Genomic DNA, 22,832 nt, shown 5'->3' on the forward strand with positions numbered 1-22,832 from the left:
GGCGCCATTCTAGTCCATTCGCCCGGCCGTTGCCGTCGACGTCGGCGGCCGTCAGGTTAAAGAAGATGAAAGTGCGGCCGATGCTGCGACGACGGCGGGTGGCCGGATGGGCGTGAAGAGGCAGGGCGGTCAGTGACGGCAAGGGCATCACAACGACAGGGCGGGCGGCGATGACAGCGGCATGGTGGCGATCGCTGCGCGGCTGGCTGACACGTTCGACCGGGACGGCACCGGCGCGGCTGGTTGCCGCATCCCGCCAGGCGGTGGCCGCCGCAGCCGCAAGCCTGCAGGGCGAGGCGCTGCCGTCGCCGGAGATCGCCGCTCACCTGCAACGCGGGCTGCATGCGCTTGCGTTGTACCCACGGCTGGCCGGCGAGCCAACGCCGGTGCAGGACCCAGGCCTGGGCGAGGCGGTGGCGCGCGCGCTGCAGGACCGCGACTGGGCGGCCAGGCAGCTGCCCCGCCGGCCGCAGCTGCTGCCGCAGCTGATCCAGACCGTCAACGACGATGCCGCCTCGGCCCGGGTGATGGCCGCGATCATCGGCCAGGACCCGGTGCTGACCGGCAACCTGCTGCGCATCGCCAACAGCCCGGCCTACAAGGTCCACGAGCGCCCGGTAGAGAGCCTGCAGCGGGCGGTGACCCTGGTCGGCACCGAGGGCGTGCGCCAGATCATCAGTGCGGTACTGGTGCAGCCGGTGATGCAGGTGCAATGCGAGGTGTTCCCGCAGTTCAGCGCGATCATCTGGGAGCACGCACTGCTGGCATCGCGTGCAGCGGCCGACCACGCACGCACGGTCACCTTCGGCGATGCCTTCGCCGCGCAGTGGCTGGGCCTGGTGCAGGGGCTGGGTGCGGCGCTGGTGATGCGCCAGCTGCTGCAGGAGGCACAGGCCCGTGGCGAGCCCGTGGAGCCGGCGTTGGCCCTGCAGCTGTTGCAGCAGTGGTCGTTGCCGCTGGCGCAGCGGGTCGCTGCCGCATGGGAGTTGCCTGAGCCGGTTCACCAGGCCTTGGCGGTGGATGCGGAAGGATCGTTGGCCGACAGCCTGCGCCTGGCGAGCGCGGCCGCAGCGGCCAGCCTGTTGTGCCGCCATGGGCATGCCAGCCAGAGCCGCATGCTGGCCCTGCTGGAGCAGCTGCCCTCGGCACCGCCGCATGCATTGCGCTGGATCTGGCGGCGCCTGCATGGGCGCAACGTGGAAACGCTGGACGAGGCCGGACAGGATGAGGCCACTCCGGCGTCCTGAGCGCTACAGCTGCGATTCCACCGGCAGCCAGCTGATCACCCGCGACAACCAGCGCTTGCGCGCCGTTGCCCCTGGCTCGGCCTCCACCCAGTGCGGTGGCGGTTCGCGCTCCAGCCAGCGCAACCGGCGGCGGTCGTCCAGTGCCAGCCACCAGCTGTGCCTGGGGTCAGCCAGGCGCAGGTATTCGTCCCGCAGCTGTGTACCCAGCACCGGATCGTCGAACAGCACACCCATTTCAGTGTTCAGGTAGGCCGAGCGCGGGTCCAGGTTGAAGGAGCCGACGAAACCGCGGCGGTCATCGATCAGGAATGCCTTGGTGTGCAGGCTCGCGCCGCTGCTGCCGAACACGCCGGCATCGCCCGACTGACCCTGTGCCTTCAGCTCGTACAGGTGGACGCCGGCTTCCAGCAGTGGCACGCGGTAGCCCATGTAGCCCCCGTGCACGGCGGCGACGTCGTTGGCGGCCAGCGAGTTGGTGACCACGCCCACCTGCACGCCCCGCCCGGCCATTGCCGAAAAGCCATCGAGGCCCTCGTTGCCGGGCACGAAGTAGGGCGAGATCAACAGGGCCTTGTGCCGGGCGGCCTGCAGCTCGCTGATCAGGGTCGACACCAGCCAGGTGGCGCGATCATCCCTGCGGTGCTTCATCGGCGGGTCCGACACGATGCGCACGGCACCGCTCCAGTGCAACGGCTCGGGGCTCGGGCGCTGCCGCTGGCGTGATTCGGCCACGCGCGCAAGGTAGGGGCGGGCCACGTCCCGCTGCGCCTCGTGGTCCGATTCGCGCACCAGCAGGCGCAGTTGTGCGTCGGTATGGAAGGCAAGCGCGGATACCGGGATGGCGGTTTCGCTGTTCCAGTAGTCGTCGAAGATCCGGTTGGCCTGCTCCACGGCGGGGCCGGCGACCAGCAGGTCCAGATCCTGGAAGTTCACGTCGGTGCGCGCGCTGAAGTACTCCTCGCCGATGTTGCGGCCACCGACGATTGCGACGCGGCCATCGGCGATCCAGCTCTTGTTGTGCATGCGGTGGTTCACGCTGAAGAAGCGCTGCACCATCTCCACCATGCGCAGGATGCCGGTCCGGTTGCGGAACGGGTTGTACAGGCGGATCTCGATGTTCGGATGGGCATCGAGCGCCATCATCAGCGCGTCCTTGTCCTTGGCATTCATGTCATCGAGCAGGATGCGCACGCGCACGCCGCGCTCGGCGGCGTCGTACAGCGCCTTGGCCATCAGGTGGCCGATCAGGTCGTCTTGCCAGATGTAGTACTGCAGGTCCAGGCTGCGGCCGGCCTGGGTGGTGATCATCGCGCGGGCGGCGAAGGCATCCATGCCATCGCTGAGGAAGGCCACGCCCGACTGGCCGGGATGGGCCGCCTGCAGCGGCACGATCTGCTGGTCGATGCGGGTCTGTGCCGGCTGCAGCGGCAGCACGTGCGAAGGCGCGCCATGCGCCTGCGGCGTGAGATGGTCGGCCAGCAGCAGCCCGGACAGGACCAGCAGCACCAGCACGGCGAGGATGATCGCGGCAACACGCAGCAGGCGTCGCCACAGCGGCTTGGGCAGGCTCATGCCCCGATGGTAGAGCCACGCCATGCGTGAAGGAATGCCTGCAGGATCGACAGGGGGTCAGAGCCCCTGCCTTCGGCACGGGATCCGACCCCCGGATCCCTCTCCACGGGAAAGGGCCCTGACCCGCACACCTCAGAACCGCTCGTCGCTGCCCAGGTAGCGCCACTGCCCCGGCGGCAGCGGCCCCAGCGCCACGCGTCCGATACGCAGGCGGCGCACGGCCGTGACCTGCAGGCCGGCGGCGCTGACCGCCACACGCAGCCCCTTGGCCGTCAGGCCCTTGCCGGCGAAGCGCAGGCGCTGCTCGCTCTGCCAGCTGACCTTGGCGCCGCCCGATTCCTGCTGCAGCCGCGCCATCAGCCACGGCCCGCGCTCGGGACCGCCTTCGGCCACTTCGATCAGGTATTCCTGCTCGGTACGGCCCAGGTTGCGCTGCAGGTGGGCCAGCGTGGCCGGATCCTGGCTGACCACCACCAGCCCGCTGTCGCTGGCCGGCAGCGAGGCGGCCAGCTGCAGGCCGTGGAAGTGACGCTGCAACGGGCGGATGTCGCTGGCATCAAGTTCGCTGCGGCTGTCACTGCTGACCAGGGCACACAGGGTTTCGGCGGCGACACCGGCCGGCTTGTGCAGCAGAATGCTGACCCGCTCGGCCTTTTCATCGCTGGCCTGTTCGGCCACCACGATCACCGCGCTGCCATCGACCGGGCGCTGCGGCTGTTCCACCACGTCGCCGTTGACCGTGACCCAGCCGCCCTCGATGTAGCGCCGCGCTTCGCCGCGCGGGATGCCGAGCAGGGCGGACAGGCGTTTGTCGAGACGGATCGGTTCCATGGCAGGCAGGTCGGGCAGGGGGCGCGCAGTGTAGCTGCTGCGGCCGGTCAGCGCTGGCCGCGGTTGGCCAGCTCGGTCAGGTACAGGCGGGTATCGAACTCCAGCTGCAGGTAGTCCGGCTCCATGTGCTGGCACAGCTGGTAGAAGGCCTTGTTGTGGTCGGCTTCCTTCAGGTGGGCCAGCTCATGCACCACGATCATGCGCAGGAACGCCGCGGGTGCCTGGCGGAACACGGTCGCGATGCGGATCTCGCGGCTGGCCTTGAGGCGGCCGCCGTGCACGCGGGAGATGGCGGTGTGGGTGCCCAGCGCGTGCTTGATCACTTCCAGCGTATTGTCGTAGCAGACCTTGTTGAGCGGCACCGACTTGCGCAGGTAACGGTCCTTCAGCTCCTGGGTGTAGTCGTACAGCTGGCGGTCGCTGCGCACCTCGTGCGGGTCGGGGTAGCGCTGCTGCAGCCAGGGGCCGAGCCTGCCCTGCGCCAGCAGCTCGCTGACCTGGGCAACCAGGGGTTCGGGATAACCGGTGAGGTACTTCAGGACTGCCATGCAGGGCCGGCGGGGCGTCGGTAGAATGGGGCATCCAAGATTACACGCGGTACGCACCGACCATGGCAAAGCCCAACGCGCTGCAGGAACAATTGCTCAAGGCCGGCCTGGCCAAGAAGTCGCAGGCCAGCGCCGCCGCACGCGAGCAGGCCAAGGCCCGCCAGGGCAAGGCCGAATCGACCTCGGCCGAGGTCCAGCGCGAGGCTGAACGTGCCCGCGCCGAGAAGGTCGAGCGCGACCGCGCACTGGCCGCCGAACGCAATGCCCAGGCCAGGCAGGCTGAACAGAAGGCCCAGGCCAGGCAGATCATCACGGCCCATGCCGTACCCCACAAGGGCGACGACGAGTACCGCTTCAGCGATGGCGCGGCGATCCGTACCCTGCTGATCGACCCCAAGCTGCGCAAGGCGCTGTCGGTGGGCGTGCTGGTCATCGTCGCCCACGGCGAGGGCTATGCGTTGCTGCCCCGCGCCGCCGCCGAAAAGGTGCGTGAACGCGCACCCGAAGCAATCATCGTCGACCACGGCCAGCCGGGCTCGACCGCCGAGATATCCACCGGCAACGCAGAAGACGACGCCTATTACGCGCAGTTCCAGGTGCCCGACGACCTGGTCTGGTAAGCAAAAAGGGGACGGAGGGGATTAAGCCGCAATCGGCCTGATCGGATCCGTCGGCATTCTGTTTGGCATCCTGAAGAGCAGCCGAGCATGGCTCGGCTCTACATGAAGGCCTTCCTTTCTGCCGGGGTGTATCGTCCCCATATCGGGCGACACACCTGCGGAGGATAGCCATGGCCACCGGTTGGGCAGGAGACGGCGCGGTCCAGGACCAGATCGACGCCACCGTCGACGACGCGATCGCCCGCGCGCGGCGCCAGCTGCGCGAGGGACCCGGTCTGGAACACTGTGAGGAATGCGACGCGCCGATCCCGTTGGCGCGGCGCCAGGCTGTGCCTGGTGTGCGGTTGTGCGTTGCGTGCCAGCAGGCGCGGGACGACGAAGACCAGGCGCATGCCGGGTACAACCGGCGTGGCAGCAAGGACAGCCAGCTGAGGTAAAGGGGTGTTTTATTGCAGGGCTGCGCCCTGCACCTGCAGAAGCAACGTCAACATCAAAGGCGCCATCCATGGCGCTCACTGATCTGGCCCCCCTCAACCGGACCCACCCCGCCTTCGACAGATTTCCGCGATCTGTTGGAACCTGCTGCTGATGGTGGGTGCCGACCGTTGGTCGGCACGGGGTCGGATCCAATTTTGACTATCGATATCTGACAGATGTGCCGACCAACGGTCGGCACCCACCGACAGCGCGCGGAATCTGTCAGAGGTGGGGCGGTGTGGGTGGGCAGGACCGTTGGCGCCATGGATGGCGCCATCGAGCCCCCAGGGGTGAGGGCGCTTTGCTTGCGAAGCACTGCTTCGCAAGCGCCCGAACGCACAGCCGCCAGCGGCTGGGCCGGACCCCGGAGGGGGGTTTACGGCGTGTCCTGACCACCCACACCGCCCCGCCATCCCACGGAATGCCGCTCTTGATCTTGCTTCGGCTTCGGCTTCGGCCTCTGCAGGTGCAGGGCGCAGCCCTGCCGAAAACTCCACCCTCAACCGTCGCCCTGGATGCCGCCGGGGGCCTGCGCCGGGTCACGCCAGCGCCGTACCGTGCGCTGGAAGAACAGGTTGTTCGGCAGCTGCAGCACCGTGCCCTCGTGGCCCTCGCCGGTCTCCTGCAGCGTGGTGTAGATCAGGTTCACGTCGATCACCCGGCCCTTCAGGCCCGGCTTCTCGCCGTTCTCCAGCACCTCGATGTAGTCGTGCAGGCGGAACGGGCGGGTGGTGAAGATCAGCAGCGTGCAGAAGATGTTGGACAGCACGCTCCAGGCCGCGAAGAAGGCCACCGCGCCCACGGCCGCGAAGCCGGTGAACGCGGTCCACAGCACCGAGGGCTTCGCGCCGAGCAGGCTGAGGATGTACAGCAGGGCACTGAAATAGACCACGAAACTGGTGATCCGGCGCGCGCCCATCACCATCTCGGGCGGCAACGTGTAGTGCTCGGCGAAGCGGCGGATCAGGCGCCGGGCGAGCACGCGCAGGAGCCACGCGACCAGAAGCACCCCTACGATCTGCAGGGCGACGCCGGCGTAGTTCAACCACGGGTGGGTCCAGGGCGGCAGGTGATCCTTCAGCGACAACATCATGGGGCGACAACAGGTGGCAATAACGACCTTCGATGTTACCCGGCGCGTGCCGGGGATTCGACCGCCGGGGCCCAGGCCAGGCACACCAGCGCCTGGCGGTGCTGTTGCAGGCAGGCACGGCCGTTACCGGGGTGCAGCTGCAGCGACAGGCCCAGTGCCTGCAGCACGACGCAGGCGGCGATCACCAGCAGGGCGGCGCAGGTTGGGCTGGACATGGCAGGACTCCTGGACGGCAATTTCGCGAAGGACCTTCCATGGATGCAGCAGGTGTCGAAAAGGTTGCACGGCAGTGATCGTCGTCCGGCTCTAAACCTTTTCCCGGGCCGCCGCATCCAAGCGATATGCTCGACACCACCATGCCCGCGCCGCCTGCCGCCCACGACGCCGTCGATGAACCCGCCCTGGTGCGGGCGGCCGCCGCCGGCGATACCTCGGCCTATGAACTGCTGTACCGGCGGCATGCACCGCGCGTGTTCGCCGTGCTGTGGCGGCTGTGCGGGGGCCAGCAGGCGCGTGCCGAAGACGCCTTGCAGGAAGCCTTCCTGCAGGCGTGGAAGGCGCTGCCGGGGTTCCGTTTCGAGAGCAGCCTGTCGACCTGGCTGCATCGCCTGGGCGTCAACGCTGCGCTGATGGAACTGCGTGGGCGCGCCGCCGGGCAGGACCACGACAGTCTTGATGATGTGGACGGAGGACTGCAGGAGCTGGCCGTACACGACCGCTGCGCCGGTACCGAGCGCGACCTGGAGCGCGCGCTGGCGACGCTGCCGCCGAGGGCGCGCGCGGTACTGGTGCTGCATGACATCGAGGGCTGGAAACACCAGGAGATCGCCGCGCAGCTGCAGATGGCCGTCGGCAGCTCCAAGGCACAGTTGCATCGTGCGCGCGGCCTGTTGCGCGCACGGCTGGGAGACATGACATGAGTACACACGAACACGATTCCGACCACGATCTGGTGGCCCGACTGCGCGCGCTGCCTTCCGAACGCGGCCTGCCCGCCGATGGCTGGGCGCGGTTGTCGGCGCAGCTGCCGCCGCGTGAACCACAGGCGGCGCCTGCGCCGACCGGCAACGTGGTGGTGCTGCCGGGGCGTTCGCGCCGGCGCTGGTGGTTGCCGGTGGGGGCCGCACTGGCCGCAAGCCTGGCGCTCTACGCGGTGGCGCCGTGGCGCCATGCGCAACCGGACGCGCCGGTGCCGTCTACCCTGCAACTGCAGGCCGCGGCGATGACCGAGCAGTACCAGCAGGCAGTGGCCTCGTTGCCCGCAGGCCGGGCGCCGGAATGGCAGCCGGCGCTGCACGAACTCGATGAAAGCGCGGCACAGATCCGGGCCGCGCTGGCGCAGGATCCACGCGCGCCGCATCTGCTTGGCCAGCTCAAGCGCACCTATGCGCTGCGGCTGGAATTGACCCGGCAGGCGGCCTATGCCGCCGAGTCCGGCCTGACGACCTGAGGAGACCCCCGATGACACGAACCCTGATGACCTGCTGCGCCGCGCTGTTGCTGCTGCCCGCGGTGGCCCTGGCTGACACCCGGATCGACGAGCGCCACAACCTGGCCGCCGGCGGCCGCATCGAACTGAGCAACGTGGCCGGCAAAGTGAGCGTGCGTGGCTGGGACCGCAACGACGTGCAGCTCACCGGTACGCTAAGCGATGGCCTGCAGCTGCGCCAGGAGAAGAGTGCCAACCGCGTGCGCTGGGAGATCGAGTATCCGCGTCGCAACAACAACGGCGGCGCGACGCTGGTGCTGAACGTGCCGCGCTCGGTGGAACTGCTGCTGAGTACGGTCAGTGCCAGCCAGGACATCAGCGGCATCGATGTGCGCCGCCTGCAGGCCGACACGGTCAGCGGCAGCCTGAGCGCCTCCGGTCGCAGCGGCGACAGCAAGCTCAATACGGTCAGCGGCGGTGTCATCGCGCGCCTGCAGACGCCGAAGCTGGACGTGAACACGGTCAGTGGCCGCATCGAAGCCGGCGGCGGCGTGTCCGGTGACATCGGTGCACAGACGGTATCCGGCCGGGTCGAGGTCGATGCCGGGCGGGTGCAGCGGCTGGCGGTGGAAACCGTGTCGGGCAGCATCGACCTGTCGGCGGCCGGGCTGGCGCCGGGGGGCCGTATCAATGTCGAATCGGTGAGCGCGTCGGTCAACCTGCGCCTGCCACGCACGGTTTCGGCGCAGCTGTCGGTGAACAGCTTCAGCGGGTCGATCAACAGCGACGCCGGCCAGGTGGAACGGCCGCGCTACGGCCCGGGCAGCCATCTCGATACTCGGCTCGGCAATGGCGACGGTGACATCCGCATCCAGTCGCATTCGGGCAGTGTGCGGGTACGCCTGGATCGCTGAGCGCGGTCCGGCAGGCCGCGGCGGCAGCGCCGCCGCGGTCGGAGCTGGGTCAGCTGGCTTTCTTCAGCGCCCAGGTAGTGCCGAGGACTTCGATCTTGCCACCGGCCTTGCGGAACGCTGCCAGGTCCGAAGCGATCGAATCGCTGCTGACCACGGTGCTGGCGGCCGCGCCCTTGCGTTCGCTGCGGATGCTGTTGCTGGCCTTCGCGGGGGTCTTTGCCTTGCGGGGCATGGTTGCTCCTGTCAGGTGGAAGGGGAGGAAAGCGCCCAGGCATCGGCCTGGCGCAGGTAGTCCTGCCGCTCGCGGCGGCAGTCATCGCCGCCCATCGAGAACTGGCGGCAGATCGCCGGGCGCTGCGAATAGATCGTGCAGCGCAGGTGATAGGGATCGATCGCCGCGCACCAGCCTTCCTCGTTGCGCGCCATCACGGCACGGCCGTGGGTGTCGCGTGACAGGAACTGGCCGGGCACGTGGTCGCCGGGCTGCAGCAGCACGGGCAACCGGCAACAGACCGCGTCACAACGGCGGCAGTCGATGGGTGCAGGTGCTGCGTCAGGTTGTAAGGCCTCAGGGGCCTGGCGGGTGCCCAAAGCGGGTCTCAATGGCGGCTCAGGTGCTGCGCGGACCATGAACGAGCCAGGAAGGCATGGCCGCTAGGCCCGCTGGGCGGGCCAGGCTGCACCGTGGACACACACCGGCATGGCCGGTGGAAGGGGCAGCAGGGTTCTAGCCGACCAAGAGTAACTTAGACCGCGTAACGTTTTGTTAATCCTGGCTGGCTGCCGCCAGCGCAAGGCCCTGGACCACGCCCAGCGAGGGCTCGCCGTGGACCATGCGGGCGCCCGGGAAGGCGGCCGCCACCGCCTGGCGCAGGTAGCCGGCGCGGGACATGCCCCCGGTCAGGAACACGGCATCCGGGTCGCGGCCGATGTCGCTGCGGACCTGGGCCAGCAGCTCGCGGATCTGCTCCAGGTAGCCATGGGCGGCGGCGGCCAGGCCGTCGGCGCTGCTGTCGGCATGCAGGTCGCGGGCGATGTAGTCCAGCGTGCTGCGGTGCTCGCTGGCAGCGCTGAGGGCGATCTTGGCGCGTTCGACGTCACGGTACAGGCGGGCGGTGTTGCCGGTGTCCTGCAGGGCCTGCAGGCGCTCGCCCCAGGGCGCGTCGACATGGTCGTACTTGTGCAGGCGGAATTCGCGCTGGCGGGTCATGTCCTGCACGGTGGCCGCTTCCACGTAGTGGTGGGCCGGCACGCGGGTGATGCCGCGGCCGAACAGCGGCATGTAGCTGGACAGGCTCAGCGCCAGGTCGATGTCGGTACCGCCGCGGGCGATACCCCAGGCGCGGTGGATGCGCGGGGCGTCGTCGCCGCCGACTTCGGCATGGGCGATGTCGGTGGTGCCGCCGCCGATATCGACGATTACCGCCTGGTGCCGCTCGCGGCTTTCGGCGTGGTAATGCATGGCCGCCGCGGCTGGCTCCTCGAGGAAATCAACCTGGTCGAAGCCGGCCTGGGTGGCCGCTTCACGCAGGATGTCCAGCGCCTGGTCGTTGCCGGCTGCGCCGATCGAACTGCGGAACTGCACCGGGCGCCCGAGCAGGGCGGCGCGCAGCGGCCGGCCGAGCTGGGCACTGGCGGTCAGGCGGATGTGTTCGAGGATGTGCGCGGCGATGCCGGTGATGGTCTGCTTCGCGCGCGGGTGCAGGTTGTAGCCGAGCATCGACTTCGGGCTCTGCACCAGGTTGCCTTCGTGTTCCTCGAAATAGGCTTCCAGCGCTTCGTCGCCGTAGACCGCGTTCTGCAGCAGGTCGTTGGCGCTGCGTTCCTTGCCGGCGCGGGCTTCCATCCATTCCCGGCGCAGCGCGCGCAGGGCTTCGCGGCGCAGCGCCTGCGGCGCGCGTTCCTGGCCGGCGGCACGCGCCGCGCGCGCGGCGCTGTCGATCATCTGCTGCAGCTGGTGTTCTTGGCCGTCGTCGAGCTGGAAGTCGTCCGGGTCGGGCACCACGCCGGGGAAGTACACACTGGTGCGGAACTGCTCGGCGTCGCCGAAGCGGATCGGCAGCAGTGTTCCCTCATGCACGATGGCGGCGGCGGAGTTGCTGGTACCGAAGTCGATGCCGAGGCGCATGGGGTGTTCCGGGGGCGATCAGGGGCCGCGCACTCTGCTGCAGTTCGCCGCCGACTGCAAGTTCCTGCGGCCTCCCATTCCGTATCGGGAGGCCGGATCGGGTCAAGCCGGGAGCCGGGCGCCGCCCGGAAAAGGGCAGGCGAGCCGGGCGGTTACAATGGCGGCTGTTGATTCACTTTGAGGTACTTGCTGATGTCTTCTGCCCCCGCCTGCCCGCAGTGCACCCTGGAAAACACCTATGCCGATGGCGCGCTGTGGATCTGCGCCGACTGCGGCTTCGAATGGACCGCCGAGGAAAGTGCCGGTTCGACCTTGGTCGTGCGTGACAGCAACGGCAATACCCTGCAGGCCGGTGACACCGTCACCGTGATCAAGGACCTGAAGGTGAAGGGTTCCTCGATCCCGCTCAAGCAGGGCACCGTGATCCGCAACATCCGCCTGGTCGAGGACGATGCCGAGCACATCGAAGGCAACTCGGACAAGATCAAGGGCCTGGTCCTGAAGACCTGCTTCCTCAAGAAGGCCTGACCGGCCTTCAGCGCCTGGCCTGCTGCTGTGCGCGCCAGCGGGCCAGGCTGTCCAGCTTGGCCTGGTAGCGCGCCTGCTGCGGGGCACCGCCCAGCGCCTGCGCGCGCAGCAGTTCACGATCGGCGCGCCTGAGCTGGCCGGCCAGGAAATAGGCCCGCGCCAGCCCGAAGTGGAACTGGTGTGCGGTGTCGTACAGGCGCACGGCCTGCCGGTAATAGCGGATCGCCTGATCCAGTCGGCCGGCGCGTTCGGCCTCGGCGCCGAGCATGTACTGCGCGAACGGATCCTCGCGCTGCACCGACTGCAGGCGCTGCTCCAGCGCCTGCGCCTGCATGACCATGCCCAGCTTCCGGTACAGCGCGCTGGCGTTGGTCAGTGCAGCGTCCTGGCGGCCGTCCAGTCGCAGCGCCGTTTCCAATGCCCGGCGCGCGGCGGCGGTATCGCCCGTACGGTTTTCCAGCACGCCCAGGTTGTTCCAGGTGGCGGCGAAGCTGTTGTCCTGTGCCAGCGCGGCATTGAAGAAGGTGCGTGCACCCACCAGATCGCCGCTGGCCATGCGTTCGGCGCCGCGGTTGTTGTAGAAGTGTGCCAATGCCCGTGCCTGGCTGATCGGCAGCGGCCCGCGGCGGTCGTACAGCACGTTGCGATCCAGATCGACGGTGGCGAAGCGGCCGGCGAAGCCGACCCCGGCATTGACGTGGCCGACGCTGTAGACCAGGCCCTGGGCCTGGTCCTGGTACCACGACACGACCTGGCCGACTTCCTGCACGCGTGCCTGGATGCCGGCTTCGCGTGCCAGCGCGACGAACATCAGGGTAAAGGCCAGGCAGTTGGCGCGCCGCTGCTGCCAGATCTCGCTGACGGTGAAGGTCGCATCGGCGTCGTACTGCAGGTCCAGGCCGTGGCGGTCGAAGATCATCTCCACCAGCGCCTGCAGGCGCTGCTCGCGGGAGTAACCGTGATTGATCACCTGCGTGCGCAGCATGTCGCGCATCGCCTGTGGAATCGCGAACACCTGCTGCGGCGTCGGCATCGCCGGAGTGGCGGTGCTGGCAACGGCCAGCGGCGCGGCCGTTCCCGGATGATCCTGTGCGATCGCGGACGGTGCTGCCAATGCGGCCAGTGCGAGCAGAACGAATCGGGCGGCAGGACGGTACATGACGGCTCCCGGCAGCGGCGGGCGCTCCCGCCTGAGGCGAGTGTAGACCTGTGCGCGCACCGCTGCAGCGACCGTTGGTCGGTCCGCACGTTCATCCACAACCGGTGTGGACCAGCGCTCGGGAAAGCTGTGGACAACCGCGTTGCGGCCTAGTGCGAAGGGCGTTGTGAGGACGTGGTGAAAAAAGCGACAGCTTGCCCGTCAACCGCGCAGGCGGGATGATCCGGGCATGGACTTTTCCCCGCTGACGCTCGCTCTGGCGCAGTGGCAGGCGCTGCAGGACAGCTATGCAACGCCACCACGCGCCTACCATCACTTCGGCCACGTGCGCGCGGTGCTGCAGCACTGCCAGGAGGTTGCCGACGGCCCCGGCTGGCAGCAGCCGGCCGAGGTCTACCTGGCCGTGCTCTACCACGATGCGATCTACGTGGCGGGGCGAAAGGACAACGAAGCACGTTCGGCGCAGATGGCCCTGCAGGCGATCACGCAGGCGCCGGAACTCGCCGCTGTCGATGCCGCCCGGGTCGAGCAGCTGATCCTGCTGACCGCCCGCCATGGCGCGCTCGGCCCGGACGATGTCGATGCCGAGGCCGCGCTGTTCCTGGACTGCGACATGGCGATCCTGGCCGCGCCGGAACCGGTGTTCACCGCCTATGACCGGGGCGTGGCCGAAGAGTACAAGGGCGTGGTGCCGGGCTTCCTGTATCGCGCTGGCCGCCGCCGTTTCCTGCAGGGCCTGCTGCGCGCACCGCGCATCTTCCTCAGCGAGTTCTTCCACCAGCGCCTCGACGCGGCCGCGCGCGACAACCTGCGGCGGCAGCTGGGTCGCTGAGCCAGCCCGCTACACTGGGGCCCGTTTCCACCGATTGCCGCTTCCAACCGTGTCCGTCCCTGATCCCGATCCCCGTCCGCTGCCGCCGGAAGAGCCCGGTCCCAACGAATGCTGTGGCAGCGGTTGCCCGCTGTGCGTGCTGGACCTGTATGCCGACGAGCTGCAGCGCTATCGCAAGGCGTTGGCCGAATGGCAGGCGCGGCACCCGGAAGCCTCCGCATGAGCCGCGCGCGTCCGGCGGCGCTGCTGGCGCTGGCAGCCCTGGTTCTGTTCCTGGTTACCGCGCTGTGGACCCAGTTCGCACGCACCGACCTGGACTGGGTGCGGGCCACGCTCAGCCTCTACCTGCACGGGCCGTGGGGGCTGGCGTTGCGTGCGGCGTACTGCCTGCTGGCACTGGCGATCACCCTGCTCGGCATCGCCCTTTATCGCGGCAGCATCGGCCCGCGGCGCAGCGCGGCGGCGCCGCTGCTGTTCACGGTCTCGGCGCTGGGCCTGGCCACGGTCGCCATCGGTGACAGCTGGCTGCCCGAAGCAACCCCGCTGCTGGCACCGTTCATCCACGGGTTGGCGGCCAACACTGCGTTCCTGTGTGCCAGCGTCGGCATGCTGCTGCAGGCCTGGTACCTGCGCCGCGAACCGGGCTGGCAGTCTGCCGCCGGCCTGCTCTGGGGCTGGGCCTGGCTGGCCTTCGTGCTGCTGTGGCTGCACGTGCTGTGGCGTGGCGGGCCGCCGCGCGGGCTGGGGCAGAAAGTGGTGATCGTGGTGATCGTGGGCTGGCTGCTGTATCTGGCGCTGGCGCTGTACCGGCGCAGTCGTCGCGCCGCAGCCTGCTGAAACCCCAACGGCCTGCACCGGTACGTGCCGTGCACGTGGAGGCAGCGTATCGTGTGCGCATTCCATCGGGGCTGCGATATGAAGCGTGCAGGGCTGGGCAGGGTAATGGGCGTGGTGCTGGCGCTGGCCGCACTGCCGGCAACCGCGGCAGCGACCGTGCAGCAGTTCAGCCACGGGCGGTTCGAACAGATTCCGGTGCATATGCCGGCCGGTACCCCGCAGCGGGTGGTGATCTGGTTCCACGAACCGACTCCCGGTGGCGATACCAGCCGTCTGCCGATCGAGGCCCTGCGTGCCGACGGTGCGATGGTCGCCGCCGTGGACATCGCGCACCTGCGCGGCGTGCTCAAGCGCGAAGGCAACCCGACCTGTTCGTTCGGTTCCGGCGATGTCGAGAATTTCTCGCGCTGGCTGCAGGCCTCGCTGCATCTGCCCGGGTACCACCTGCCGCTGGTCGGCGGCGATGGCGAAGGCGCTGAAATGGCCTATGCGCTGGCTGCGCAGGCCGATACGCAGGTGTTCGCCGGCCTGCTCACCACTGGTTTCTGCCCGGACCACAACCACGAGCGCATGGTCTGCGGCGATGGCGTGAAGCGCAACACGCTGCAACCCGCCGAACTGAACTTCCCGTGGTTGAGTGCAGCCGGTGATCACGGCTGCAAGGCGGGCGAGGCCAGCGGTTTCGTGCAGCAGGTGGCGATGGCGCGCGAGTTCAAGCGCACGGCGCGTGGTGATGCCTCACCGGGCCTGGTGGCTGCAGCGCGGGTGATGGGTGCGCAGGCAGGCGTCAGCCTGGCACCGCCGCCGGCCGCGCTGAAGGGCCTGCCGGTGGTGGAAGTACCGTCGACCGGCAACGGCGACACGCTGGCCGTGTTCGTCTCCGGTGATGGTGGCTGGGCCGGCCTGGACAAGGATGTGGCGTCGTCGCTCAACGAGCACGGCGTGGCCGTGGTCGGCATCGACTCGCTGCGCTACTTCTGGAGCGAGCGCACGCCGAAGGGTTTCGCTGCTGACCTGCAGAAGATCATCGATCACTACCGCCAGCAGTGGCACCGCGACAAGGTGATGCTGATCGGTTTCTCGCAGGGGGCCGACGTGCTGCCGGCGACCATCAACCAGCTCGATGCCGATACCCGTGCAGCGCTGGACCGCATCGTGCTGCTGTCGGTAGGCAAGAAGGCCGACTTCGAGTTCCACGTCAGCAACTGGCTGGGCGGCGGCGGCGACGGACTGCCGATCGCGCCGGAAGTGGCCAGACTGCCGGCGGAGAAAACGCTGTGCGTGTACGGCGACAAGGATGAGGACGCACTGTGCCCGGACCTGCCGGCCAATGACGGTGTGAAGAAGGTGAAGCTGCCGGGTGACCACCATTTCGGTGGTGACTATGATCGGCTGGCCGAGGTGATCCTCAAGGGCGGTATGTAGCGCTTGGTAGACGCCGACCTTGGTCGGCGCTGGGGCTGAGGGCGCCTTGGGGATGAGCGTGTCGACCAAGGTCGACACCTACCGGGCGACAGGTGGCGCCGGGTATGCCTGGTGGTGCGGGGCTTCAGTTGCGCCGCGGGTCCAGCGAGATCAGGCGCGTGGCATCCAGCAGTGCGGCCGGCAGGTGCATGCCGCCCGGCGCAGCGAGATAGCGTGGCCGCCACTGCGGGTCGAACTTCGACTTGAAGCGGCGCAGGCCACTGAAGCCGTAGAAGCGTTCGCCATGCCGCGCCAGCAGGCCGGCCAGGCGGTTCCAGCGGCCGGCCAGGCGATGCTGTGCCAGCCCGGACAGTGGCGCCATGCCCAGCGAGAAGCGTGCATAGCCCTGCGCGCGGCCCCACAGGAACAGTTCGATGAAGAGGAAGTCCATCGTCCCCTTCGGCGCCTCGTTGACGTGGCGCATCAGGTCCACCGACAGCTCGGCACCGGCCGGCGCCTGCCACAGGTTGGCGAACGCCACGATCTGGCCTTCGGCCTCGACCAGTGCCACCGGGAACCGCACCAGGTAATCCGGGTCGTAGCTGCCCAGCGAAAAGCCCTTTTCGTCGCCGGCCTTGTCTTCCAGCCACGCGTTGGAGATCGCGTGCAGGCGTGGCAGCAGGCTGGGAATTTCCTCCACCGGTGCCACACGGAAGGACAGGCCGCCGCGCTTGCCGCGGTTCCAGGCCTGGCGCAGGTCCGCACGTTCGCGGCCTTCCAGGCCGAAATCGTGCAGCGGCACCATCGCTTCTTCGCCCAGCTTGACCAGGCCCAGGCCCAGGTCGAGGTAGGTCTGCCAGTAGGACTCGCCGACCTGGTAGAACACCGGGCGCAGGCCGAGCCGGTCGGCTTCCTCGCGGAAGCGCCAGATCAATGCGCGGGCGACCTCCGGCGGGCCGACGGGATCGCCCATCGCGATCAGCGAACCGCCGTAGCGTTGCATCATCACGAAGCCCTGTTTCGCCTCGTCGCGCAGCACCGCCTTGTCGGCGGTCAGTACCAGGCAGGCCTGGGTATCGGTGGCACCGGCCAGTACCGGCGCCAGTGATTGCAGCGTGGCCTCGTCGGCGGCTGGCAGCGGGCTGCGCGTGCTGTGCAGCAGCCGCGCCAGGCCGAACATCACCAGCGCGATCGCCACGACCAGCAACGCGCGCAGCGCGCGTGGTGCGTTGCCCGATATCGCAAACTGCCACCACAGCTCGTTCTGGTACTCGACATGGCTGTAGGTGAAGAACAGCAGCCAGGTGACCGCGACCAGCACCAGGCCGAGGTTGCGCAGCCACGGCCATGACCAGGCTTCGTCCAGCAGCGCGCCCTGGCGGTAGAACTCGCGACGTGCGGCCCACAGTGCCATCGCCACCAGCACTGCCGAGACGGCGATCAACAGTTGGCCACCCCGCAGCCACAGCGGCAGCGGGGTGATCACGCACACCGCCATCGCCAGCACCCACGCGGCGTGGCTGCGCCGGGCCAGGCCCTGGCCGATCAGCAGCAGTGCGACGCCGCTGAGGCTGCCGATCAGGTGCGAGGTCTCCAGGATCGGCAGCGAGGCATTGACCAGGTGACGGCGTGGCGTCGGCAGCGTGCCGTCGATGACCAGTGCGGCGCCGATGCTGAACACCGCCAGCGCGATGATCTGCGGCAGCCACGGGCGCAGCGCGTTCCAGCCCGCACGGGTTGCCCCGGCGCTGGCCTGCAGCGGTTGGCGCAGGGCGGGCGCGAGCGCGAGCAGGGTGGCCAGCACCAGCGGCAGCACGTAGTAGGTGACGCGGTAGATCAGCGCCGCTGCCAGCACCGCCGCCGGTGCCACCTGCGGCAACAGCTTCAGCAGGCTCCACTCGAACACGCCAAGGCCGGCGGGCACGGTCGAGACCAGGCCGGCCAGCACGGCCACCAGGTACAGGCCGACGAAGCCGGGCAGTCCGGTCGGCGTGGAGTCCGGCAGCAGCACGTAGAACGCGGCACTGGCCAGCACCAGTTCGATCACGCTCAGCACGGTGACGCCGATCATGGTGCGGCGGTCGGGCAGCCACAACGCATGGCCGAACACGCTGAACTGCCGTCCATCGCGGCCGACCAGCAGTACGGTGCAGAGATATGCGAGCAGGGCGACGATGCCGACGATGCGCACGGCATCGGGATTCAATGGCAATGCCAACGCTGCCGCTGCAGGTTCCATGCACAGTGCCACGCTGATCAGCAGCCACGCCCCGAACACGAAGCCGAGCGTGCTCATCAGCACCACCTGGCCGATCTGCGCCAGGTCCAGGCCGGCGCTGCGGTAGCCACGCAGGCGCACCGCGCCGCCGGTCAACGCGGCAAAGCCCACGGTCTGGCCCAGCGTGTGCGCAAGGAACGCAGTGATGCCGACTCGCGCAGGGTGCACGCGGATGCCGCTGCGACGCAGGCCGATGGCATCGAAGCCGATCAGGCAGGCGTAACTGGCCAGGCCGAGTACCACGGTGAGCGCGATCTGCATGCCACTGAGCTGGCGGAACGCCTGGCGGATGGCCCGGTAGCCGTGCTCGTCGAACTCATTGGCCAGGCCGTGCAGGGCCAGGGCGAGGATCAGCAGCGGGATGACGATGGTGGCAACCCGCTTCCAGGCTGGCGTGGAAGGGGCAGTGGTGGAATCGATGGGGACGGTCATCGGCGCAAGGGTGCGGCAGGAGGGGCGAGGGCGGTGTCAACGCGGGCGTGGCGCATCGTGCGCCTGTCATCGTCATTTGACCAGTGGGACCGTCGGAGCCCGGTAGTGACGTGTCGCGGAAGGTGCCCGTGCACCCACCGTCGACCGGATTGGAGGACAATGCAGGCCTGATCACCCGCAGGAGCCACGCCCATGATGGAGCGTTACGACGTCGGACCGCGCATGTCCGAAATGACCGTGTACAACAAGGTCGCCTACCTCTCCGGCCAGATTCCGGAAGACACCAGCCAGGACATCACCGGACAGACCCGGCAGGTGCTGGCGGAGATCGACAAGCTGCTGGCACTGGTCGCCAGTGATCGCCAGCACGTGCTGCGCGCGGAAGTGTTCCTGGCCGATATCGCCGACTTCGACGGCATGAACAAGGCGTGGGACGAGTGGGTGGTCGAGGGCGCGACCCCGGCCCGCGCAACCTTCGAAGCCAAGCTGGCCCACGCCGAGTGGAAGGTCGAGATCGTGGTGACGGCGGCCGTGCCGTAACTGCGGGATGGGGCCGGATCCCTTTCCCGCGGAAAGGGATCCGCCCTGTTACAGGGGCAGCAACTCGATGCAGTCCACCGGGCACGGCGGAATGCACAGTTCGCAACCGGTGCACAGATCGGCAATGACCGTGTGCATGTACTTGGCGCCGCCGACGATGGCGTCCACCGGGCAGGCCTGGATGCACTTGGTGCAGCCGATGCAGTCGGCTTCCACGATCAGCGCCACCTGCGGCACCTTGTGTTCGCCACGCGAACGATCAAACGGAATGACAGGCACGCCCAGTACCTGCGCCAGCGCGCGCGCGCCGGCATCGCCGCCCGGCGGGCAGCGGTCCACGCCCACCTCGCCGCGCGCCATCGCCTGCGCATACGGGCGGCAGCCGTCGTAGCCGCACTGCCCGCATTGGGTCTGCGGCAGCAGGCGGTCGAGGCGTTCGGTCAGGGGCGGGATCAGGCTCATGCTCATGCGTGGCGAAGGCTGCGCGTCGGGGTTACTTCAGGGGTTTGCCACGGAACCAGCGCTCGTGGGCCAGCGCCAGCATCGGCTTGTCTTCGGAACTGTCACCGTAGGCATGGATACGCACGTAGCGGGACAGATCGAACTGGCGACGGATGTGCTCGACCTTGCGCGGGCCGCAGTCGCCACCGGCATAGCGACCGGTCAGGCGGCCGTCCTGGCTTTCCAGCCGGTTGCAGATCAGCTGAAGGCCCAGCTGCTCGCACCATGGCCGCAGGTACAGGTCCAGCGAGCCGGACACAATCACCACGGTATGCTGCTGTTCCCTGTGCCAGCGGATCTGCTCCAGCATTTCCGGGCGCACCACCTCGGGCAGGAACTCACGCGAGAAGCCTGCGGCCAGCGTGGCGATGTCATCGCTGTGGCGGTTGCTGAAGGTCAGGCGGGTGACGCGTGCACGGATGCGTTCGGCCGAGATCAGTTTCAGCTTGTATGCGGCCAGCCACGGTCCGACCTTCCACCACGCCTGCGCCAGCTGTTCGGCGGTGGCCACGCGGCGCAGGAAACGGCCATAGGTATCGCAGGTGGTCACGGTGTGGTCGAAGTCGAACAGCGCCAGTTCCATTCCATTGCTTCCCATCGCGTTGCCTCCGCTGGCCGATGCTGCCAGCAGGCGCGGCGATGGCCGCGCCCGCTGCAGGCATCAGCGGACCGGCATGCCCGGCTGCGCGCCGCTGTCGGCGTCCAGCAGCGCCAGCGCGCCGCCGTCGAAACCGGCCGACAGGATCATGCCTTCGCTCAGGCCGAAGCGCATCTTGCGCGGGGCCAGGTTGGCGATGAACACCACGCTGCGACCGACCAGGGCTTCCGGCTCGCCGTAGCTGCCACGGATGCCGGAGAAGATCTGGCGCTTGCCCAGTTCGCCGGCATCCAGTTCGAAGCGCAGCAGCTTGTCCGAACCTTCCACGAACTCGCACACCAGCACCTTGCCGATGCGCAGGTCGAGCTTGGCGAAATCGTCGATGCCGATATAGGCCGGAGCATCGGCGCTCTTCACGCCGTCCTTGGCCGGGGCCGGTGTGGCCGGCTTGGCGGCGTCGGTCCTGGCGGCGGGGGCGGCAGTGGCGGCCGGCTGCAGGGTGTCCTTGGAGGCGTCGATCATGGCGTCAATCTTCTTCGGGTCGATACGGGTGAACAGCGGGGTGTAGTCGGTGATGCGGTGGCCCAGCAGCGGCTGTGCCAGTTCGGTCCAGTCATTGACCGGCGCGGCCAGGAAGGCCTCGGCCTGCGCGGCGGTGGCCGGCAGCACCGGCTTCAGTGCGGTGACCAGCACGCGGAACAGGTTCAGGCCCTGGCTGCACACGGCCTGCAGCTGCACGTCGGCGCCTTCCTGCTTGGCGATGACCCACGGCTTGACGTCGTCGATGTAGCGGTTGGCTTCGTCGGCCAGGGTCATGGTCAGGCGGATCGCCGCAGCCGGGTCGTTGCGCTCGTAGGCTTCACGGATCGGCGCCAGGCCGTCGACGAAGCGCTGGTACTGCGCCGCGTCGGGCAGCTGCGCGGCCAGCTGGCCGTCGAAGCGCTTGCTGATGAAGCCGGCGCAGCGGCTGGCCAGGTTGACGAACTTGCCGACCAGGTCGGCGTTGACGCGGGCGATGAAATCACCCAGGTTCAGGTCAAGATCGTCGACGCCACCGCCGGACTTGGCGGCGTAGTAGTAGCGCAGCGCTTCCGGCTCCAGGCCGGCATCGAGGAAGGTACGCGCCATTACGAAGGTGCCGCGCGACTTGCTCATCTTGGCACCGTCCACGGTCAGGTAGCCGTTGACGTGCAGGCGGGTCGGCGCGCGGTGGCCGGTACCGTGCAGCACCGCCGGCCAGAACAGGCCGTGGAAGTTGACGATGTCCTTGCCGATGAAGTGGTGCAGTTCGGTGGCGGTGCCGGCGCGCAGGTGCGCTTCGAAGTCTTCGCCGAGCTTGCCGCACAGGGTCTGGAAGCTGGACAGGTAGCCGATCGGCGCATCCAGCCAGACATAGAAGTACTTGCCCGGCTGGCCGGGAATCTGGAAACCGAAGTACGGCGCATCGCGCGAGATGTCCCACGCGCGCAGGCCACCTTCGGCGTTGAGCCACTCACCCAGCTTGGCCTTCACGCCCGGCAGGGCGACATCGCCGGCCAGCCATTCGCGCAGGAATGCATCGAAGTGGCCCACCTCGAAGAAGAAGTGCTCCGAATCGCGCATTTCCGGCGTGGCGCCGGAGATGACCGAACGCGGCTCCTTCAGGTCGGTCGGTGCATAGGTCGCGCCGCAGACTTCGCAGTTGTCGCCGTACTGGTCGGGGCTGCCGCAGTTCGGGCAGATGCCCTTGACGTAGCGGTCGGGCAGGAACATGCCCTTGGCCGGGTCGTAGAACTGGGCGACCGAACGGCGGCTGATGTGGCCGGCCGCTTCCAGCTTCAGGTAGAACTGCTCGGTCAGTGCCTTGTTGGCCGCCGAGTTGGTCGAGTCGTAGTGGTCGAAGGCCACGCCGAAGGCGGCGAAGTCACGTTCGTGGCTGGCCTGGATGTTGGCGATGAAGGTTTCCGGGGTGACCCCGGCTTTTTCCGCGGCCAGCATGATCGGCGTGCCGTGGGTGTCGTCGGCGCAGACGAACCAGGCCTTGCCGCCGCTCATTCGCCGCGCACGCACCCAGATGTCGGCCTGGATGTAGCCGACCAGGTGGCCCAGGTGCAGCGGGCCGTTGGCGTAGGGCAGGGCGGTGGTGACGAGCGCGGTACGGGTCATGGTCGCGGGGTGAAGCCGAGGGGAACCGCAGAGTATCGCATGCCCGCAACGACGTGACCCGGCCGGGGCCGGGTCACGGGGATGAAGCGGGGGCCGGGGCGCTTATTCGCGCTGCCAGGTCTGCGCGCGGCAGATGAAGGCGATGCAGCCGGACACGTCCAGCCTGGTGCCACCCGGCTGCAGCTCCATCTTCGACTTGTAGGTCTTGCCGTTGGCCGGGTCGAGGATGGTGCCGCCGGACCACTTGTTGGCGCCATCGGCCTTCAGGTTCCAGAGGATGGTCATGCCCTTCACCGGCTTGTTCCTGTTCGCGCCTTCACATCCATCGCAGACCGGGTTCGGGCCCTTGTCCGAGTGCAGGATGTCGACCACCTTGCCGGTCAGGGTGCCGTTGGCGGCCTGGGTGATCTCGACGATCGACTTCACCTTGCCGGTCTTGTCGTCGATGGTCTTCCAGCGGCCGGCGGCGCCGTCGGCGGCCTGGGCCGACAGGGCGGCCAGGCACAGCGGCAGTGCCAGCAGCAGGGTCTTGAAGGTGTTGCGCATGGTCCCCTCCCAGGGTTCATTCCGGCACGGTGCCGGCATGGGTCGACTGTATACCCATTCGGCGGGGTATGGGGAAGGGGGGCTTTGCAGGGCTGCGCCCTGCACCTGCAGAGGCAGCCGCAACAGCCGGAGCAACAGCAAAAGCGGACTTGCTGAGGGATGGCGGGGCACTG

Annotated in this window: 26 protein-coding genes; 12 read left to right on the top strand and 14 right to left on the bottom strand. The window is 68.5% G+C overall.

Going from position 1 to position 22,832, the window contains the following annotated elements; all coding sequences use genetic code 11:
- Positions 1 to 170: 170 nt before the first annotated feature.
- On the top strand, positions 171 to 1,247 hold the full coding sequence (locus VG561_RS16060; protein ID WP_046431919.1) for an HDOD domain-containing protein: 1,077 nt from the start codon (positions 171 to 173) through the stop codon (positions 1,245 to 1,247).
- A gap of 3 nt (positions 1,248 to 1,250) precedes the next feature.
- On the opposite strand, the gene VG561_RS16065 is transcribed toward VG561_RS16060, so the two are convergent.
- The 3 genes from VG561_RS16065 to VG561_RS16075 form a co-directional block, all read right to left on the bottom strand.
- Positions 1,251 to 2,843 carry a phospholipase D family protein gene (locus VG561_RS16065; protein ID WP_262093027.1) on the bottom strand — a complete coding sequence of 531 codons (1,593 nt, stop codon included), beginning with the start codon at positions 2,841 to 2,843 and terminating at the stop codon, positions 1,251 to 1,253.
- Between the two features lie 108 nt (positions 2,844 to 2,951).
- Positions 2,952 to 3,650, bottom strand: a complete 699-nt coding sequence (locus VG561_RS16070; protein ID WP_414612095.1) for an RNA pseudouridine synthase — start codon at positions 3,648 to 3,650, stop codon at positions 2,952 to 2,954.
- Positions 3,651 to 3,697: 47 nt separating this feature from the next.
- The gene (locus tag VG561_RS16075; RefSeq protein ID WP_014647976.1) at positions 3,698 to 4,198 is read right to left on the bottom strand and encodes a M48 family metallopeptidase; all 501 of its coding nucleotides are present in this window, start codon (positions 4,196 to 4,198) and stop codon (positions 3,698 to 3,700) included.
- Positions 4,199 to 4,260: 62 nt separating this feature from the next.
- On the opposite strand from VG561_RS16075, the gene VG561_RS16080 reads away from it, so the two are divergent.
- Positions 4,261 to 4,818 carry a DUF2058 domain-containing protein gene (locus tag VG561_RS16080; RefSeq protein WP_014647975.1) on the top strand — a complete coding sequence of 186 codons (558 nt, stop codon included), beginning with the start codon at positions 4,261 to 4,263 and terminating at the stop codon, positions 4,816 to 4,818.
- A gap of 170 nt (positions 4,819 to 4,988) precedes the next feature.
- A complete protein-coding gene (locus tag VG561_RS16085) occupies positions 4,989 to 5,255 on the top strand; it encodes a DksA/TraR family C4-type zinc finger protein (protein WP_014647974.1) in 267 nt (88 codons plus the stop codon).
- Between the two features lie 539 nt (positions 5,256 to 5,794).
- Here the strand turns inward: VG561_RS16085 and VG561_RS16090 are convergent.
- Together VG561_RS16090 and VG561_RS16095 are read right to left on the bottom strand one after the other, a co-directional pair.
- Positions 5,795 to 6,388 carry a mechanosensitive ion channel family protein gene (locus VG561_RS16090; protein WP_014647973.1) on the bottom strand — a complete coding sequence of 198 codons (594 nt, stop codon included), beginning with the start codon at positions 6,386 to 6,388 and terminating at the stop codon, positions 5,795 to 5,797.
- Between the two features lie 35 nt (positions 6,389 to 6,423).
- Positions 6,424 to 6,603, bottom strand: coding sequence for a hypothetical protein (locus VG561_RS16095; protein WP_014647972.1), 180 nt, complete (start codon positions 6,601 to 6,603; stop codon positions 6,424 to 6,426).
- A 126-nt stretch (positions 6,604 to 6,729) separates the two neighbouring features.
- Between VG561_RS16095 and VG561_RS16100 the strand changes: the two genes are divergently transcribed.
- The 3 genes from VG561_RS16100 to VG561_RS16110 are packed head-to-tail and all read left to right on the top strand — an operon-like array spanning position 6,730 to position 8,731.
- Complete coding sequence (locus VG561_RS16100; RefSeq protein WP_032958649.1) at positions 6,730 to 7,308, top strand: RNA polymerase sigma factor; 579 nt, start codon at positions 6,730 to 6,732, stop codon at positions 7,306 to 7,308.
- Positions 7,305 to 7,838, top strand: coding sequence for a hypothetical protein (locus tag VG561_RS16105; RefSeq protein WP_046431913.1), 534 nt, complete (start codon positions 7,305 to 7,307; stop codon positions 7,836 to 7,838). The genes VG561_RS16100 and VG561_RS16105 overlap by 4 nt, the downstream gene beginning before the upstream one ends.
- An 11-nt stretch (positions 7,839 to 7,849) precedes the next feature.
- Positions 7,850 to 8,731 carry a DUF4097 family beta strand repeat-containing protein gene (locus VG561_RS16110; protein WP_032958651.1) on the top strand — a complete coding sequence of 294 codons (882 nt, stop codon included), beginning with the start codon at positions 7,850 to 7,852 and terminating at the stop codon, positions 8,729 to 8,731.
- A 49-nt stretch (positions 8,732 to 8,780) separates the two neighbouring features.
- Here VG561_RS16110 and VG561_RS16115 read toward each other — a convergent pair whose 3' ends face one another.
- The 3 genes from VG561_RS16115 to VG561_RS16125 form a co-directional block, all read right to left on the bottom strand.
- A complete protein-coding gene (locus VG561_RS16115; RefSeq protein ID WP_005410566.1) occupies positions 8,781 to 8,963 on the bottom strand; it encodes a hypothetical protein in 183 nt (60 codons plus the stop codon).
- 11 nt (positions 8,964 to 8,974) lie between these two features.
- Positions 8,975 to 9,268 (bottom strand): YkgJ family cysteine cluster protein, encoded by a 294-nt coding sequence (locus tag VG561_RS16120; protein WP_053462562.1) that lies wholly within the window; start codon positions 9,266 to 9,268, stop codon positions 8,975 to 8,977.
- A 229-nt stretch (positions 9,269 to 9,497) separates the two neighbouring features.
- Entirely contained in the window at positions 9,498 to 10,859 is a 1,362-nt protein-coding gene (locus tag VG561_RS16125) for an Hsp70 family protein (protein ID WP_423179794.1), read from the bottom strand.
- Positions 10,860 to 11,051: 192 nt separating this feature from the next.
- On the opposite strand from VG561_RS16125, the gene VG561_RS16130 reads away from it, so the two are divergent.
- Positions 11,052 to 11,387, top strand: a complete 336-nt coding sequence (locus VG561_RS16130) for a zinc ribbon domain-containing protein YjdM (RefSeq protein WP_010482882.1) — start codon at positions 11,052 to 11,054, stop codon at positions 11,385 to 11,387.
- A 7-nt stretch (positions 11,388 to 11,394) separates the two neighbouring features.
- Here VG561_RS16130 and VG561_RS16135 read toward each other — a convergent pair whose 3' ends face one another.
- Positions 11,395 to 12,546, bottom strand: coding sequence for a tetratricopeptide repeat protein (locus VG561_RS16135; RefSeq protein WP_423179795.1), 1,152 nt, complete (start codon positions 12,544 to 12,546; stop codon positions 11,395 to 11,397).
- A gap of 229 nt (positions 12,547 to 12,775) precedes the next feature.
- Here VG561_RS16135 and VG561_RS16140 point away from each other — a divergent pair, with 229 nt between their 5' ends.
- The 4 genes from VG561_RS16140 to VG561_RS16155 all read left to right on the top strand — a co-directional run bounded on the left by VG561_RS16140 (position 12,776) and on the right by VG561_RS16155 (position 15,640).
- Entirely contained in the window at positions 12,776 to 13,378 is a 603-nt protein-coding gene (locus VG561_RS16140; protein ID WP_423179796.1) for a hypothetical protein, read from the top strand.
- A gap of 49 nt (positions 13,379 to 13,427) precedes the next feature.
- Positions 13,428 to 13,601 (top strand): oxidoreductase-like domain-containing protein, encoded by a 174-nt coding sequence (locus tag VG561_RS16145; RefSeq protein ID WP_032958663.1) that lies wholly within the window; start codon positions 13,428 to 13,430, stop codon positions 13,599 to 13,601.
- A complete protein-coding gene (locus VG561_RS16150; protein WP_014647965.1) occupies positions 13,598 to 14,215 on the top strand; it encodes a DUF998 domain-containing protein in 618 nt (205 codons plus the stop codon). The genes VG561_RS16145 and VG561_RS16150 overlap by 4 nt, the downstream gene beginning before the upstream one ends.
- 78 nt (positions 14,216 to 14,293) lie before the next feature.
- A complete protein-coding gene (locus VG561_RS16155) occupies positions 14,294 to 15,640 on the top strand; it encodes a virulence factor family protein (protein ID WP_032958666.1) in 1,347 nt (448 codons plus the stop codon).
- 124 nt (positions 15,641 to 15,764) lie between these two features.
- Here the strand turns inward: VG561_RS16155 and mprF are convergent, their stop codons facing one another.
- Positions 15,765 to 18,329 carry a bifunctional lysylphosphatidylglycerol flippase/synthetase MprF gene (gene mprF, locus VG561_RS16160; RefSeq protein ID WP_142235310.1) on the bottom strand — a complete coding sequence of 855 codons (2,565 nt, stop codon included), beginning with the start codon at positions 18,327 to 18,329 and terminating at the stop codon, positions 15,765 to 15,767.
- A 192-nt stretch (positions 18,330 to 18,521) separates the two neighbouring features.
- Here mprF and VG561_RS16165 point away from each other — a divergent pair, with 192 nt between their 5' ends.
- Positions 18,522 to 18,869, top strand: a complete 348-nt coding sequence (locus tag VG561_RS16165) for a RidA family protein (RefSeq protein WP_005418155.1) — start codon at positions 18,522 to 18,524, stop codon at positions 18,867 to 18,869.
- A 48-nt stretch (positions 18,870 to 18,917) separates the two neighbouring features.
- Here the strand turns inward: VG561_RS16165 and rnfB are convergent, their stop codons facing one another.
- From rnfB to VG561_RS16185, 4 genes are all read right to left on the bottom strand, one after another.
- Positions 18,918 to 19,331 carry an Rnf electron transport complex subunit RnfB gene (rnfB, locus tag VG561_RS16170; RefSeq protein WP_142235311.1) on the bottom strand — a complete coding sequence of 138 codons (414 nt, stop codon included), beginning with the start codon at positions 19,329 to 19,331 and terminating at the stop codon, positions 18,918 to 18,920.
- 31 nt (positions 19,332 to 19,362) lie between these two features.
- A complete protein-coding gene (locus VG561_RS16175; RefSeq protein WP_032958670.1) occupies positions 19,363 to 19,953 on the bottom strand; it encodes an HAD family hydrolase in 591 nt (196 codons plus the stop codon).
- Positions 19,954 to 20,031: 78 nt separating this feature from the next.
- Positions 20,032 to 22,113 carry a methionine--tRNA ligase gene (metG, locus tag VG561_RS16180; protein ID WP_142235312.1) on the bottom strand — a complete coding sequence of 694 codons (2,082 nt, stop codon included), beginning with the start codon at positions 22,111 to 22,113 and terminating at the stop codon, positions 20,032 to 20,034.
- A gap of 102 nt (positions 22,114 to 22,215) precedes the next feature.
- Positions 22,216 to 22,659 carry a DUF2147 domain-containing protein gene (locus VG561_RS16185; RefSeq protein ID WP_012480941.1) on the bottom strand — a complete coding sequence of 148 codons (444 nt, stop codon included), beginning with the start codon at positions 22,657 to 22,659 and terminating at the stop codon, positions 22,216 to 22,218.
- Between the last annotated feature and the right edge of the window lie 173 nt (positions 22,660 to 22,832).

Origin of the sequence: Stenotrophomonas sp. CASM110, from assembly GCF_049384345.1 — a bacterium.
GTDB lineage: Bacteria > Pseudomonadota > Gammaproteobacteria > Xanthomonadales > Xanthomonadaceae > Stenotrophomonas > Stenotrophomonas muris.

Excerpts from the sequence above, each read along its gene's own strand:
- VG561_RS16060 (WP_046431919.1), top strand. The coding sequence starts at position 171 with ATGACAGCGGCATGGTGGCGATCGCTGCGCGGCTGGCTGACACGTTCG.
- VG561_RS16065 (WP_262093027.1), bottom strand. The coding sequence starts at position 2,843 with ATGGCGTGGCTCTACCATCGGGGCATGAGCCTGCCCAAGCCGCTGTGG.
- VG561_RS16070 (WP_414612095.1), bottom strand. The coding sequence starts at position 3,650 with ATGGAACCGATCCGTCTCGACAAACGCCTGTCCGCCCTGCTCGGCATC.
- VG561_RS16075 (WP_014647976.1), bottom strand. The coding sequence starts at position 4,198 with ATGGCAGTCCTGAAGTACCTCACCGGTTATCCCGAACCCCTGGTTGCC.
- VG561_RS16080 (WP_014647975.1), top strand. The coding sequence starts at position 4,261 with ATGGCAAAGCCCAACGCGCTGCAGGAACAATTGCTCAAGGCCGGCCTG.
- VG561_RS16085 (WP_014647974.1), top strand. The coding sequence starts at position 4,989 with ATGGCCACCGGTTGGGCAGGAGACGGCGCGGTCCAGGACCAGATCGAC.
- VG561_RS16090 (WP_014647973.1), bottom strand. The coding sequence starts at position 6,388 with ATGATGTTGTCGCTGAAGGATCACCTGCCGCCCTGGACCCACCCGTGG.
- VG561_RS16095 (WP_014647972.1), bottom strand. The coding sequence starts at position 6,603 with ATGTCCAGCCCAACCTGCGCCGCCCTGCTGGTGATCGCCGCCTGCGTC.
- VG561_RS16100 (WP_032958649.1), top strand. The coding sequence starts at position 6,730 with ATGCTCGACACCACCATGCCCGCGCCGCCTGCCGCCCACGACGCCGTC.
- VG561_RS16105 (WP_046431913.1), top strand. The coding sequence starts at position 7,305 with ATGAGTACACACGAACACGATTCCGACCACGATCTGGTGGCCCGACTG.
- VG561_RS16110 (WP_032958651.1), top strand. The coding sequence starts at position 7,850 with ATGACACGAACCCTGATGACCTGCTGCGCCGCGCTGTTGCTGCTGCCC.
- VG561_RS16115 (WP_005410566.1), bottom strand. The coding sequence starts at position 8,963 with ATGCCCCGCAAGGCAAAGACCCCCGCGAAGGCCAGCAACAGCATCCGC.
- VG561_RS16125 (WP_423179794.1), bottom strand. The coding sequence starts at position 10,859 with ATGCGCCTCGGCATCGACTTCGGTACCAGCAACTCCGCCGCCGCCATC.
- VG561_RS16130 (WP_010482882.1), top strand. The coding sequence starts at position 11,052 with ATGTCTTCTGCCCCCGCCTGCCCGCAGTGCACCCTGGAAAACACCTAT.
- VG561_RS16135 (WP_423179795.1), bottom strand. The coding sequence starts at position 12,546 with ATGTACCGTCCTGCCGCCCGATTCGTTCTGCTCGCACTGGCCGCATTG.
- VG561_RS16140 (WP_423179796.1), top strand. The coding sequence starts at position 12,776 with ATGGACTTTTCCCCGCTGACGCTCGCTCTGGCGCAGTGGCAGGCGCTG.
- VG561_RS16150 (WP_014647965.1), top strand. The coding sequence starts at position 13,598 with ATGAGCCGCGCGCGTCCGGCGGCGCTGCTGGCGCTGGCAGCCCTGGTT.
- VG561_RS16155 (WP_032958666.1), top strand. The coding sequence starts at position 14,294 with ATGAAGCGTGCAGGGCTGGGCAGGGTAATGGGCGTGGTGCTGGCGCTG.
- mprF (WP_142235310.1), bottom strand. The coding sequence starts at position 18,329 with ATGACCGTCCCCATCGATTCCACCACTGCCCCTTCCACGCCAGCCTGG.
- VG561_RS16165 (WP_005418155.1), top strand. The coding sequence starts at position 18,522 with ATGATGGAGCGTTACGACGTCGGACCGCGCATGTCCGAAATGACCGTG.
- rnfB (WP_142235311.1), bottom strand. The coding sequence starts at position 19,331 with ATGAGCCTGATCCCGCCCCTGACCGAACGCCTCGACCGCCTGCTGCCG.
- VG561_RS16175 (WP_032958670.1), bottom strand. The coding sequence starts at position 19,953 with ATGGAACTGGCGCTGTTCGACTTCGACCACACCGTGACCACCTGCGAT.
- metG (WP_142235312.1), bottom strand. The coding sequence starts at position 22,113 with ATGACCCGTACCGCGCTCGTCACCACCGCCCTGCCCTACGCCAACGGC.
- VG561_RS16185 (WP_012480941.1), bottom strand. The coding sequence starts at position 22,659 with ATGCGCAACACCTTCAAGACCCTGCTGCTGGCACTGCCGCTGTGCCTG.